Genomic DNA, 13725 nt, shown 5'->3' with positions numbered 1-13725 from the left:
ATTCTAGCGAAACGCTTGCCCCACCAAAGGCCGCCTTGACAGTAATTGCCGAGGCAAATATTATTCGGGTATGTCCGAATCCAAGACCCCCGAAGTGCGCCCCGCGCCGGCTTCGCCCGGCCGACTGCCGGCGGCCGCGGCTTTCTACAAGGCCGAGACCTACCGCGCGGAGGAGAGCATCGGCTACCTGATGCGCCGCATCCTGAGTGCGGTGGCCCAGTCGGTGGAGCAGCAGATGTGCGAGCCGGGCAGCCCGACCTACCCGCAGTGGGTGCCCTTGCACAAGCTGCACATGGGCAAGGTGACCACGGTCGCCGAGTTGGCGCGCGAATGCGAGCTCGACACCGGCGCCATGACCCGCCTGCTGGACCGGCTGGAGGCCAAGGGCCTGTGCCGCCGGGTGCGTTCGGTCGCCGACCGGCGCGTGGTCCACATCGAGCTCACCGACGAGGGCCGCGCGGCGGCCCGCGAGGTGCCCGAAATCCTCAGCCGGGTGCAGAACGAGCATCTGGCTGGCTTCAGCAACGAGGAGTGGGAGCAGCTCAAGGGCTACCTGCGCCGCATCCTCGACAACGCGCAGGCCTTGTCGGCCCGTGGAGAAGAAAAAGATGAATCGACCTCTTCCTGAGCACCCATTGCGCCGTCCAGGCGCGCTCGCCGCCGCCGCCGTGCTGGCACTGGCCGTGGCCGGCTGCGCCGACATGGGCGCGGTGGCCTCGAACCCGAAGATGCAGACTGCCGAGACCCTCGGCCTTGCCGCCGCCCCGGCCGCCCAGGCGATGCCGGCCCTCGACAGCCAATGGTGGCTGGCCTTCGGCGATCCGCAGCTCGACGCGCTGATCGACCAGGCCGTCGCGGGCAACCCGAACCTGCAGATCGCCCAGGCCCGGCTGGCGCGCGCCCAGGCCGCCGTGTCGACGGCCGCAGCGGCCGACAAGCCGCAGATCAATGGCTCGCTCGACCTCATGCGGCAGAAGTTCAGCGACAACTACATCTACCCGGCGCCGCTGGGCGGCTCGATCCAGGAGACCGGCACGCTGCAGTTGAGCGCCGGCTGGGAGCTCGACTTCTTCGGCAAGAACCGCACCGCGATCGAGGCCGCGATCGGCACGGCGAATGCCGCCGCCGCAGAGGCCGACGCCGCCCGCATCCTGCTGGCCAGCAACGTCGCCCGCGGCTACGTCCAGTGGGCTCGGCTGAACGACCGGCTGGTGGTGGCGCAGCGCGCGCTGGCGCAGCGGGAAGAGCTGCTCAAGCTGGTGCGTGACCGCGTGTCCGCCGGGCTCGACACGCGCCTGCAACTCAAGCAGAGCGAGAGCAGCGTGCCCGAGGCGCGCCAGCAGATCGAGGCCCTGGACGAGCAGATCGCGATCGCGCGCCATGCGCTCGACGCGCTGGTGGCCAAGCCCGAAGCGACGCAATCGCTGACGCCGCCGCGCCTGGGCAACTTCAAGGCGATGGCCTTGCAGCAGACCATCCCCGCCGACCTGCTGGGCCGGCGCGCCGACATCGCCGCCGCCCGCTGGCGCGTGGAAGCCGCCGGCAGCGACGTCGCCAACGCCAAGACCCAGTTCTATCCCAACGTCAACCTGGTGGCCTTCGCGGGTTTCCAGAGCATCGGTTTCGACAATCTCCTGAAGTCGGGCAGCCAGCAGTGGGGCGTCGGCCCCGCGATCCGGCTGCCGATCTTCGAGGGCGGCCGCCTGCGCGCCAACCTGCGCGGCAAGTCGGCCGATCTCGACGCCGCGATCGACAGCTACAACACCACCGTGTTCGACGCCGTGCGCGATGTCGCCGACCAGGTCACCAGCGTGCAGTCGGTGGCCCGCCAGCAGGTCCAGCAAAAGGAGGCGCAGGACGCCGCCGAGGCCGCCTACGACATCGGCCTGCAGCGCTACAGCGCCGGGCTCGGCAACTACCTCGACGTGCTGACGGCCGAAGTCACGGTGCTGGCGCAGCGCCGCGACGGTGTCGACCTCGCCGGTCGCGCGCTCGAGAGCCAGGTCGGGCTGGCGCGCGCGCTGGGTGGCGGCTGGCAGCCGCCGGACAGCGCCCACGCCGCCGCCGCGCCCGCGCCGCAGCACCCCTGAACACTTCCGAACATCGCTCCGAATCCGAAAGACACTGTCATGGAAAACAGCAACACCCCCCCAGCCGCTGCGCCTGTCGAGTCCGTCGCCCCGGCTCCTGCCGCCGGCAACAAGCGCCGCCGGGCGCTGACCACGCTGGCCTCGGTCGTGGTCCTCGCCGGCGTCGGCTGGGCCGCCTACGAATGGCTGGTCGCGAGCCACTATGAATCGACCGACAACGCCTACGTGCAGGGCAACGTGATCCAGATCACGCCCCAGATCGGCGGTACCGTGATGGCGATCATGGCCGACGACACCGACCTCGTGAAAGCCGGCCAGCCGCTGGTGCAGCTCGACCCCTCGGACGCCAAGGTGGCGCTCGAGCAGGCCGAGGCGGCGCTGGCGCAGGCGGTGCGCCAGGCCCGCACGCTCTATGTCAACAACGGCTCGCTGGCGGCCCAGGTCACGCTGCGGCAGGCCGACATCGCGCGCGCGCAGAGCGACATCGCGCGCGCCCAGGACGACCTCAAGCGCCGCCAGGCGCTGGCCGGCAACGGCGCGGTGTCGAAGGAGGAACTGAACCACTCCGAGACCGCGCTCGCCAACGCCAGGAGCCAGCTGGCCGCGGCGCAGGCCGGCGTGCTGTCGGCGCGCCAGCAGCTTGCCAGCAACGAGTCGTTGACCGAAGGCACCAGCGTCGAGCAGCATCCCAGCGTGCTGGCCGCTGCCGCCAGGGTGCGCGAGGCCTACCTCGCGACCCAGCGCGTCGCGATGCCGGCGCCGGTCGAAGGCTATGTGGCCAAGCGCACGGTGCAGCTCGGCCAGCGCGTGGCCGCCGGCACGCCGATGATGTCGATCGTGCCGCTGAACCAGCTGTGGGTCGATGCCAACTTCAAGGAAGTGCAGCTGCGCAACATCCGCATCGACCAGCCCGTGAAGCTCACGGCCGACCTGTACGGCAAGAAGGTCGAGTACGACGGCCGGGTGGCCGGCCTCGGCGTCGGCACCGGCGCGGCCTTCGCGCTGCTGCCGGCGCAGAACGCCACCGGCAACTGGATCAAGGTGGTGCAGCGGGTGCCGGTGCGCATCGCGCTCGACCCCGAGCAGCTGAAGGCCAACCCGCTGCGCGTCGGCCTTTCGATGGACGCCGAGATCGACGTCGCCAAGAAGGACGGCAAGGCCCTGGCCGAAGCGCCGCGCGGCAGCGCGCTGATCCAGACGCAGGTCTACAGCCAGCTCGACAGCGGCGCCGACGCCGTGGTCCAGCGCATCATCGCCGCCAACCTCGGCCGCGACCCGGCGCCCAAGGCACCGGCGGCCAGCGGCCGGCCGGTCTCGCCGATCTCTTCGCAAGCCCATCCGGGCTGATCGGGCGACCGCGCGCGATGTCGAACGCCACCGCTCCCACGCCGATCCAGCCGCTCGAGGGTTCCGCCCGCGTCTGGGGCACCATCGCGCTCTCGGCCGCGACTTTCATGAACGTGCTCGACACGTCGATCGCCAACGTCTCGCTGCCGGCCATCGCCGGCGACCTCGGCGTCAGCTCGACGCAAGGCACCTGGGTCATCACCAGCTTCGCGGTGGCCAACGCCATCGCGGTGCCGCTGACCGGTTGGCTCACGCAGCGCTTCGGACAGGTGCGCCTGTTCATGGCCAGCGTGCTGCTGTTCATCATCAGCTCCTGGCTCTGCGGGCTGGCGCCCAACATGACCACGCTGATCGCCTTCCGCGCGCTGCAGGGCTTCGTCGCGGGTCCGATGATCCCGCTGTCGCAGACGCTGCTGCTGTCGAGCTATTCGCGTGCCAAGGCCGGCCTGGCGATGGCGATGTGGTCGATGACCACGCTGGTCGCGCCGGTGATGGGGCCGCTGCTCGGCGGCTGGATCACCGACAACATTTCCTGGCCCTGGATCTTCTACATCAACATCCCCGTCGGCCTGCTGGCCGCGGGCATCACCTGGGCCATCTACCACAAGCGCGAGAGTGCGACCCGCAAGGTGCCGATCGACGGCATCGGGCTGGCACTGCTGGTGCTCTGGGTCGGTGCGATGCAGCTGATGCTCGACAAGGGCAAGGAGCTCGACTGGTTCCATTCGGCCGTGATCCTGACGCTGGCGGTGGTGGCGCTGGTCGGCTTCGCCTTCTTCCTGATCTGGGAGCTGACCGACAAGCACCCGGTGGTGGACCTGTCGCTCTTCAAGCGGCGCAACTTCTGGTCGGGCGCGTTCGCGACCGCGGTGGCCTACGGCCTGTTCTTCGGCAACGTGGTGATCCTGCCGCTGTGGCTGCAGCAGTACATGGGCTACACGGCGACGCAGGCCGGCATGATCATGGCGCCGGTCGGCATGCTGGCGATCTTCTTCTCGCCGATCGTCGGTCTCACGGTCGGCAAGGTCGACCCGCGCCGCTACGCGACCTTCTCGTTCCTGGTGTTCGCGCTGGTGCTGTGGATGCGTTCCAACTTCAACACCCAGGCCGACTTCTGGACCATCATGATCCCGACCATCATCCAGGGCGTGGCGATGGCCTTCTTTTTCATCCCGCTGGTGACGATCACCTTGTCGGGGCTGCCGCCGGACCGGATCCCGGCGGCCTCGGGGCTGTCGAATTTCCTGCGGATCACCGCCGGCGCGGTCGGCACCTCGGCCGCGACCACCTTGTGGGAGAACCGGGCGGCGCTGCATCATGCGCAGCTGGTCGAGTCGGTGAACCGCGGCAGCTCGGCGGCGAACAGCGCCATCGCCAACTTCGGCGGCAGCGGCTTCAGCCCCGAGCAGGTGCTGGGGCAGATCAATCGCCTGGTCGACCAGCAGTCCTTCATGCTGGCTTCGAACGATGTGTTCTACGGCTCGGCGATCCTGTTCCTGTTCCTGATCCCCTTGGTCTGGCTCGCCAAGCCGGCGCGAGGCACTGGCGCCTCCGACGCAGCCGCGGGCGCGCACTGATCCTCGGCCGGCGCAGCCCGGCCCCTTGGTGGAACACCGCGGATCTGGCTTTGCCAGGCCGCTGGTGTTGCCCCCCGGTAGGGGGTGGGCGGGCTACACGCAGTGAGCCCAACCTGGGGGCGAGCTTAGGTTGCAATGCAGCATAGGCATTTGCCCCAGTAGGCAAGTTTCGTGACGCCCGCAAACAATGCGGTCCGCGCTACCAAGTGCGCATACATGGACCGCATGAACGACTTTTTCTGCCAGCCAACGGGTGACCGCGCGAGATGAGCGACATCATTCTCGAAACACGCCAGCTCACCAAGGAATTCAAGGGCTTCACCGCGGTCAGCAAGGTCGACCTCTCGGTCGTGCGCGGCTCGATCCATGCGTTGATCGGGCCCAATGGCGCGGGCAAGACGACCTGCTTCAACCTGCTCACCAAGTTCCTCGAGCCGACCACCGGCACCATTCTTTTCAACGGGATGGACATCACGAACGAACGGCCGGCACAGATTGCGCGGCGCGGCATCATCCGCTCGTTCCAGATTTCCGCGGTGTTCCCGCATCTGACCCTGCTCGAAAACGTGCGGCTCGGACTGCAGCGCGCGCTGGGCACCTCCTACCACTTCTGGAAGAGCGAGAAGTCGCTGAAGCCGCTCGATGCCCGGGCCCGCGTGCTGCTGGCCGAAGTCGGCCTCGAGGACCTGGCCGACGAGCTGACCGTGAATCTCCCGTACGGCCGCAAGCGTGCGCTCGAGATCGCCACCACCCTCGCGATGGAGCCCGAGCTGATGCTGCTCGACGAGCCGACGCAGGGCATGGGTCACGAGGACGTGCACCGGGTGGCCGAACTCATCAAGCGCGTGTCGGCCGGCCGCACCATCCTGATGGTGGAGCACAACATGAGCGTGGTCTCGACCATCGCCGACACGATCACCGTGCTGCAGCGCGGCGCGGTGCTGGCCGAAGGGCCGTACGCCGAGGTCTCGCGCAATCCGCAGGTGATGGAGGCCTACATGGGCACCACCGACGGCCAGCTGCAAGGGGCGCACTGATGTCGTCGGTCCCCGCACTGGAAATCAAGGGCCTGCAGGCCTGGTACGGCGAATCGCACGTGCTGCACGGCGTCGACATGGTGGTGCAGCCGGGCGAGGTGGTCACGCTGCTGGGCCGCAATGGCGCCGGCCGCACCACGACGATGCGTGCCGTGCTCGGCCTGACCGGCGCCCGCAAGGGCAGCATCAAGGTCAACGGCACTGAAACGATCCACATGGCGACGCACCGCATCGCCCACCAGGGCATCGGCTATTGCCCCGAGGAGCGCGGCATCTTCGCCAGCCTGTCGTGCGAAGAGAACCTGCTGCTGCCACCGCCGCTGAAGGGCGCCGGCAAGGGCATGTCGGTGGACGAGATCTACGCCATGTTCCCCAACCTGGCGGAGCGCCGCAACAGCCAGGGCACGCGCCTGTCGGGCGGCGAGCAGCAGATGCTGGCGGTGGCGCGCATCCTGCGCACCGGCGCCCGGCTGCTGCTGCTCGACGAGATCTCCGAAGGCCTGGCGCCGGTGATCGTGCAGGCGCTGGCCCGCATGATCACGATGCTGCGAAGCAAGGGCTACACGGTGGTGATGGTCGAGCAGAACTTCCGCTTCGCGGCGCCGCTGGCCGACCGCTTCTATGTGATGGAGCACGGGCGCATCGTCGAGAAGTTCGGCGCCGCCGAGCTCGAGGCCAAGATGCCGGTGCTCAACGAACTGCTCGGCGTCTGATTTCCTCTTTACGCAACCTGTTGATTGGACGGAGACCTCCCATGAAGAACCAGCTCAGCACAATGACCCTGGCTGTCGCCGCGATGGCGCTCGCTGCCGGCGCCGCGCAGGCCCAGGAGAAGGTGAAGATCGGCTTCGTCACCGACATGTCGAGCCTGTATGCCGACCTCGAAGGCAAGGGCGGCGCCACCGCGATCCAGATGGCGATCGACGACTTCGGCGGCAAGGTGCTGGGCCAGCCGATCGAGCTCCTGACCGCCGACCACCAGAACAAGGCCGACATCGCCGCCTCGAAGGCCCGCGAGTGGATCGACACCGATGGCGTGACCATGGTCTTCGGCGGCACCAACTCCGGCACCGCACTGGCCACCGCGAAGGTGGCGCAGGAAAAGAAGCGCGTGTACTTCAACAACGGCGCTGCATCGTCGGCGCTCACCAACGAGCAGTGCAGCCCGTACACGGTGCACTACGCGTACGACACTGTCGCGCTGGCCAAGGGCACCGGCGCGGCGGTGGTCGATCGCGGCGGCAAGTCGTGGTTCTTCCTGACGGCCGACTATGCCTTCGGCCATGCCCTCGAGGCCGACACCGCCGCGGTGGTCAAGGCCAAGGGCGGCACGGTGGTCGGCGCGGTGCGCCATCCGCTCAACGCATCGGATTTCTCGTCCTTCCTGCTGCAGGCTCAGAACTCCAAGGCGCAGATCCTCGGTCTCGCCAACGCGGGCGGCGACACCATCAACTCGATCAAGGCGGCGAAGGAATTCGGCATCGGCAAGACCATGAAGACCGCGGGCCTGCTGATCTTCCTGAGCGACATCCACAGCCTGGGCCTGAAGAACACCGAAGGCCTGCTGCACACCACCAGCTGGTACTGGGACCTGAACGACGACACCCGCAAGTTCTCCAAGCGCTTCTTCGACAAGACCAAGCGCATGCCGACCGACATCCAGGCCGCCGACTACTCGGCCACGACGACCTACCTGAAGGCGGTGCAGGCGGCCAAGACCACCGATGCCGACAAGGTGATGGCCGAGCTCAAGAAGACGCCGATCAACGACTTCTACGCCCAGGGCGTGATCCGGGCGGACGGCCGCATGGTGCACGACATGTACCTGGTCGAGGTCAAGTCGCCGGCCGACTCGAAGCAGCCCTGGGACTACCTCAAGGTGAATGCCAAGCTGCCGGGCGACCAGGTCTTTACAGCCAAGGCCGACTCCAAGTGCGCGGTCTGGAAATGACGCGCCGACGCCACGATTTCTCTCACTCACATCTTTGAACCGACCATGAAGAAAACAATCGCACTTTCTGCTGTCTCCCTGGCCGTCGCCTTCGCGACCGGCGCTGTTCAAGCGCAGGAGAAGGTCAAGATCGGCTTCATCACCGACATGTCGAGCCTGTACGCCGACGTCGAAGGCAAGGCCGGTGCGACCGCGATCCAGATGGCGATCGACGACTTCGGCGGCAAGGTCAACGGGCTGCCGATCGAACTGGTGACGGCGGATCACCAGAACAAGGCCGACATCGCCGCGTCGAAGGCGCGCGAGTGGATCGACACCGACAACCTCACGATGCTGTTCGGCGGCACCAACTCCGGCACCGCCCTGGCGATGGCGAAGGTGGCGCAGGAGAAAAAGCGGGTCTTCGTCGTCAACGGCGCCGGCACCTCGGCGCTGACCAACGAGCAATGCAGCCCGTACACCGTCCACTATGCGTACGACACCGTGGCGCTGGCCAAGGGCACGGGCGGCGCAGTGGTCGCGAACGGCGGCAAGAACTGGTTCTTCCTGACGGCCGACTATGCCTTCGGCGCGGCGCTCGAGGCCGACACGGCCAAGGTCGTGAAGGAGAAGGGCGGCACGGTGGTCGGCAACGTCAAGCATCCGCTCAACGCGTCCGACTTCTCGTCCTTCCTGCTGCAGGCGCAGAACTCGAAGGCGCAGATCCTGGGTCTGGCCAACGCCGGCGGCGACACCATCAACGCGATCAAGGCGGCGAAGGAATTCGGCATCACGAAGAGCATGAAGATGGCCGGCCTGCTGGTCTTCATCACCGACATCCACAGCCTGGGTCTCAAGAACACCGAAGGCCTGCTGCTGACCACCAGCTGGGACTGGAACCTCAACGAGCAGACCCGCGCCTTCGGCAAGAAGTTCTTCGACAAGACCAAGCGCATGCCGACCGACATCCAGGCCGCCGACTACTCGGCCACGATGACCTACCTGAAGGCGGTGCAGGCGGCCAAGAGCACCGACGCCGACAAGGTGATGGCCGAGCTCAAGAAGATGCCGATCAACGACTTCTACGCCAAGGGCTCGATCCGGGCGGACGGCCGCATGGTGCACGACATGTACCTGGTGCAGGTCAAGTCGCCGAGCGAGTCGACGCAGCCCTGGGACTACTACAAGGTGGTCGCGAAGCTGCCCGGCGAAGAGGTCTTCACGACCAAGGCCGAGAGCAAGTGCGCCATCTGGAAATGATCTGATCTCCTGACCTCCTCGTTCATCGCCATCTTCTCGTCATGCAAATATCACTGCCCGCCTTGTTGAGCCAGCTCCTTCTGGGGCTGGTCAACGGGTCGTTCTACGCGATCCTGAGCCTTGGGCTCGCAGTGATCTTCGGCCTGCTCAACGTCATCAACTTCGCGCACGGCGCGTTGTTCATGCTGGGCGCGGTGCTGACCTGGATGGCGATGAACTACTTTGACATCAACTACTGGGTCATGCTGGCGGTGGCACCGGTCATCGTGGGGGCGTTTGGCATCCTGATCGAGCGCCTGCTGCTGCGCTGGATCTACAAGCTCGACCATCTCTACGGCCTGCTGCTGACGCTCGGGCTGACCTTGCTGATCGAAGGCGTGTTCCGCTCGATCTATGGCGTCTCGGGCCTGGCCTACGACACGCCCGATGCGCTCGCCAGCGCCACCGACCTCGGCTTCATGATCCTGCCCAACTACCGGGCCTGGGTGGTGGTGGCCTCGTTGACGGTCTGCTTCGCGACCTGGTTCGTGATCGAGAAGACCCGGCTCGGCGCCTACCTGCGCGCCGGCACCGAGAACCCGCGGCTGGTGGAGGCCTTCGGGGTCAATGTTCCGCTGATGATCACGCTGACCTACGGCTTCGGCGTGGCGCTGGCCGCCTTCGCGGGCGTGCTGGCGGCGCCGGTGATCCAGGTCTCGCCGCTGATGGGGCAGAACCTGATCATCGTGGTGTTCGCGGTCGTGGTGATCGGTGGCATGGGCTCGATCATGGGTGCCATCCTCACCGGGCTCGGGCTCGGTGTCATCGAAGGCCTGACCAAGGTGTTCTATCCCGAGGCTTCCTCGACCGTCGTGTTCGTGATCATGGTGATCGTGCTGCTCATCCGTCCGGCCGGCCTGTTCGGCAAAGAGAAATGACGCGGCCCCAACGCATAGAGCCATGAGAAAAATCACCCCTGTCGTCTACGCGCTGCTGCTGATCGCGCTGCTCGTCGCCCCTTTCGCCGGCGCCTACCCGGTGTTCGTGATGAAGCTGATGTGCTTCGCACTGTTCGCCTCGGCCTTCAATCTGCTGCTGGGCTTTACCGGCCTGCTGTCCTTCGGCCATGCGGCCTTTCTCGGCGGCTCGGCCTATGTGGCCGGCCACGCGATGAAGGTCTGGGGCCTGACGCCCGAGCTCGGCCTGATCGCCGGCACCGCGGCCGGCGCCTTCCTCGGCTGGGTCTTCGGCATCCTCGCGATCCGCCGGCAGGGCATCTACTTCGCAATGATCACGCTGGCGCTCGCGCAGATGGTTTTCTTCGTCGCGCTGCAGGCCAAGTTCACGGGCGGCGAGGACGGCCTGCAGGGCGTGCCGCGCGGCAAGCTCTTCGGCCTGATCGACCTGCAGAACGACCTCACGATGTACTACGTGGCGCTGGCGATCGTGGTCGCCGGCTTCCTGCTGATCGTGCGCACCATCCATTCGCCCTTCGGCCAGGTACTGAAGGGCATCAAGGAGAACGAGCCGCGCGCGCTCTCGCTGGGCTATGACGTCAGCCGCTTCAAGCTGCTGGCCTTCGTGATCTCGGCCGCGCTGTCGGGCCTCGCGGGCTCGCTCAAGACGCTGGTGCTGGGCTTCGCGACACTGTCCGACGTGCACTGGAGCGCCTCGGGCCAGGTCATCCTGATGACCCTGGTCGGCGGCCTCGGCACGCTGTCGGGCCCGCTGGTCGGCTCGGCCGTGGTGGTGCTGCTCGAGAACAAGATCGGCGAGCTGGGCCACCTGCTGGCGCGCATCTCGACCGTCGACTGGTTCAACACGCTGGGCGAGTCGGTGACCATGGTCACGGGGCTGATCTTCGTGGTCTGCGTGCTGGCCTTCCGGCGCGGGATCATGGGCGAGATCATCGCCTTCATCGATCGGCGGCGCGGAGCCGCCAGGGGCTGAGCGGCGAAGGCCGATGGGGCGCCGTCGCTTGACGGCTTTGCGTGCTCAGAGCCTCAGTGCCTGCGCATAGCCCGTGAGTTCGAGGTAGCCGCGGCCCACCGGCTTGCCGCCGGCATCGAGCAATTCGCTCAACCCCTCCCAGTACACGGTGCCGGTCGAACCCTGGCCATCGAGTTCCTGGTCATCGAGCAGGGCCCGCACGGTGAAGGCGCCGGCCGGCGTATGGATGCGCCATCGCGTCGGATAGGCGGCCCGCGTGCGCGGGCTGGTCCAGCGAGCCTCGGCCTCGAAGCGCAGCGCGTCCGGGCCGAACACCTGCAGCCGGCCGTCAGCCGTGCGCAGCGAGCCGCCGTGCCACAGGGCCGAGCCGTCGCGGCGCCGCAGCCTGAAGGCCGTCAGCGCGCCGCCGTCGAACAGGTTGATGCCGATCCAGTCCCAGCCCACCGCCTCGGGATGCAGCAGCGCTTCGCTCCATTCGTGGTCGAGCCAGGCGCGGCCCTGCACCTCGAAGCGCCGGCCCTGCAGGCTCAGGCTGCCCGTGGCGGCGAGCTGAGGCTCGCTGTAGTAGTAGCTGGCCTGCTCGGGGTCGGGCCCCTTGCGCGAGAGTCCGGCGCTGCCTTGCAGCAGCACCGGCTGGGTCGGGTCGAAACGCAGGTCGATCGCGAAGCCCGAGGCCGGCAACCGCGCGGCGTAGCCGGTGCCGTCGCGCTCGAGCGACCAGTCGCGCAGTCGGACGCCGGTGTCGGCTTCCGACGCCGAGGCGACGCCGAAGCCGGCGCGCGCAATGCGCTGGTCGTGCCACAGCTTGCGGCCTTCGAGATCGGTGATCGCCGCATGCGCGAAGATCAGCTGCTTGGCGGCAAAGGCGGACTGCATCGCCTGCGTGGCGTCGATGCGCGAGCGGAAGAAGGTCAGCTGGAAGCCGAACGCGCGCGCTCCGGCGTTCGCATGGCCGGTGATGTACCACCACTCGGTGCGCAGCTCGGGGTGGCTGCCGAAGTCGCGCGGGAACTGCAGCGTGCGCGGCGGCAGCGCCCAGGCCGCCGGGCCCGCGAGCGCTGCCAGCAGCACGGCGCGGCGCGACCAGCCGCGGGCGCCCGGGGCGGACGCATTCAGGGGCTGCATCGTCACCAGTCCTCCTTGACCGCCATCACGGCATCGTGGCCCGCGGCGGCGCGGCCCGCCAGCCAGGCCGTGACGGTGCCGGCCGCGACCACCGCGGCGCACAGCGCGGCCAGACGCGTCCAGGGCACCAGGAGGTCCATGGTCCAGTGGAAGCTCTGCGGATTGACCACGTGCACCAGCACCACCGACACCGCGAGCCCGAGCCCGAGGCCCGCGATGGCGCCGATCGCGGTCCAGGCCGCGCCTTCGCCGGCCACGATCGCCAGCACCTGGCCGCGCGTGAAGCCCAGGTGCGCGAGCAGGCCGAACTCCTTGCGCCGCGCCAGCACCTGGGCGCTGAAGCTGGCCGCGATGCCGAACAGGCCGATCGCGATCGCCACCGCCTGCAGCCAGTAGGTGACGGCGAAGCTGCGGTCGAAGATGCGCAGCGAGGTGGCGCGGATCTGGGCCACCGAGGCGATCTCGACCGGCTCGGCCGCCGCGGCCTCGCGTGCGGCCAGCGCCTGCACCGCCTGCTGCACCGCGCCCTCGGCCGCGCCCGGCGCCAGCCACAGCCCGATGTYGCTGGCGCCGGCATCGCCCGTGAGGCGCTCGAAATCGCGGGCGTCCATCGTGACGGCGCCGAACTGCCGGACATAGTCGCGCCAGACGCCGGCGACGAAGAAGACCGGCGGCGGCTGGCCGCCGCGCACCGGCCCCCAGGCACGCGCCAGCGGCTCCAAGGCACTGCCGGCGCGGGCGCCGTAGAGCTCGACCATCGGCTCGCTGACGTAGATGCCGATCTGTCCCGCCGGCACCGGCAGCGCGGCGCCGAGCAAAGGCAGCGAACGACCGACCTCCGCGTCGAGGCTGCGCGCGATCAGCGTGACCGCGGGCCGCGCCGGATCGATCAGCAGCGCGCGCGTGCGCAGCGTGCCGGTGCGCGCCACGCCGGGCAACTGCGCCAGCGCCTGCACGAAGGCGGGCGTGAAAAGCGCCTGTTCGCCGCCGGGGCCGGCGGCGCTGCGCAGGTACAGGTCGGCCGGCAGCACGACGTCGAGCCAGCGCATCACCGAGTCGCGGAAGCTGGCGACCATCACGGTCAGCGCCACGGCCAGGCTCAGGCTCGCGACCACGCCGCTGACCGCCACCGCGGCCGTGCCGCGCATGCGCCGCGCGCGCTCGATCGCCAGCAGCGGCAGCAGGCGGTGTGCGGCCAGCGGCGCGAGGCGGTCGTAGACGCCCGCGATCAGCCACGGCAGCGCCGTGATGCCGCCGACCAGCAGGAAGCCCACCGACAAATAGGCCGCGATCGGAATGCCGAAGACCGCCGGTGCCAGCGCCAGCGCGCCGCCGGCGGCGATCAGCAGCAGCGCGATGCGGTGTGCCCCGCCGGCGGCCGGCGCGGCGCCCAGGCCCTTGAGCGTCTGCGCCTCGGGCAGCGCCTGCGC

At 68.4% G+C, this 13725-nt stretch carries 12 protein-coding genes; 10 read left to right on the top strand and 2 right to left on the bottom strand.

Translation table 11 applies throughout. The features are described from left to right. Positions 1 to 70: 70 nt before the first annotated feature. The 10 genes from AC1DYD_RS36060 (at position 71) to AC1DYD_RS36015 (ending at position 11170) form a co-directional block, all read left to right on the top strand. The gene (locus AC1DYD_RS36060) at positions 71 to 628 is read left to right on the top strand and encodes a MarR family winged helix-turn-helix transcriptional regulator (RefSeq protein ID WP_478177535.1); all 558 of its coding nucleotides are present in this window, start codon (positions 71 to 73) and stop codon (positions 626 to 628) included. Then, on the top strand, positions 609 to 2090 hold the full coding sequence (locus tag AC1DYD_RS36055; protein WP_478177534.1) for an efflux transporter outer membrane subunit: 1482 nt from the start codon (positions 609 to 611) through the stop codon (positions 2088 to 2090). The genes AC1DYD_RS36060 and AC1DYD_RS36055 overlap by 20 nt, the downstream gene beginning before the upstream one ends. Positions 2091 to 2129: 39 nt before the next feature. Continuing rightward, entirely contained in the window at positions 2130 to 3437 is a 1308-nt protein-coding gene (locus AC1DYD_RS36050; protein ID WP_478177533.1) for an EmrA/EmrK family multidrug efflux transporter periplasmic adaptor subunit, read from the top strand. Positions 3438 to 3454: 17 nt separating this feature from the next. Continuing rightward, complete coding sequence (locus tag AC1DYD_RS36045; RefSeq protein WP_478177532.1) at positions 3455 to 5014, top strand: DHA2 family efflux MFS transporter permease subunit; 1560 nt, start codon at positions 3455 to 3457, stop codon at positions 5012 to 5014. A gap of 266 nt (positions 5015 to 5280) precedes the next feature. After that, positions 5281 to 6051: an ABC transporter ATP-binding protein gene (locus AC1DYD_RS36040; protein WP_478177531.1), complete on the top strand. Its 771-nt coding sequence runs from the start codon at positions 5281 to 5283 to the stop codon at positions 6049 to 6051. Beyond that, the gene (locus tag AC1DYD_RS36035) at positions 6051 to 6764 is read left to right on the top strand and encodes an ABC transporter ATP-binding protein (protein ID WP_478177530.1); all 714 of its coding nucleotides are present in this window, start codon (positions 6051 to 6053) and stop codon (positions 6762 to 6764) included. The genes AC1DYD_RS36040 and AC1DYD_RS36035 overlap by 1 nt, the downstream gene beginning before the upstream one ends. Positions 6765 to 6805: 41 nt before the next feature. Then, complete coding sequence (locus AC1DYD_RS36030) at positions 6806 to 8002, top strand: ABC transporter substrate-binding protein (RefSeq protein ID WP_478177529.1); 1197 nt, start codon at positions 6806 to 6808, stop codon at positions 8000 to 8002. Positions 8003 to 8047: 45 nt separating this feature from the next. After that, complete coding sequence (locus AC1DYD_RS36025) at positions 8048 to 9241, top strand: ABC transporter substrate-binding protein (protein WP_478177528.1); 1194 nt, start codon at positions 8048 to 8050, stop codon at positions 9239 to 9241. A gap of 41 nt (positions 9242 to 9282) precedes the next feature. Continuing rightward, positions 9283 to 10158 (top strand): branched-chain amino acid ABC transporter permease, encoded by an 876-nt coding sequence (locus AC1DYD_RS36020; protein WP_478177527.1) that lies wholly within the window; start codon positions 9283 to 9285, stop codon positions 10156 to 10158. A 22-nt stretch (positions 10159 to 10180) separates the two neighbouring features. After that, entirely contained in the window at positions 10181 to 11170 is a 990-nt protein-coding gene (locus AC1DYD_RS36015) for a branched-chain amino acid ABC transporter permease (protein WP_478177526.1), read from the top strand. Between the two features lie 45 nt (positions 11171 to 11215). Here the strand turns inward: AC1DYD_RS36015 and AC1DYD_RS36010 are convergent, their stop codons facing one another. Both AC1DYD_RS36010 and AC1DYD_RS36005 read right to left on the bottom strand, forming a co-directional pair. Continuing rightward, positions 11216 to 12295, bottom strand: coding sequence for a lipocalin-like domain-containing protein (locus tag AC1DYD_RS36010; RefSeq protein ID WP_478177551.1), 1080 nt, complete (start codon positions 12293 to 12295; stop codon positions 11216 to 11218). Positions 12296 to 12297: 2 nt separating this feature from the next. Further along, positions 12298 to 13725: ABC transporter permease (locus AC1DYD_RS36005; RefSeq protein WP_478177525.1), on the bottom strand; the 1428-nt coding region annotated here is incomplete at its 5' end.

The organism is Variovorax sp. P4_B11 (assembly GCF_056402355.1).
The sequence above is the reverse complement of the archived record's forward strand: the minus strand, read 5'-3'. Positions and strand labels throughout refer to the sequence as shown.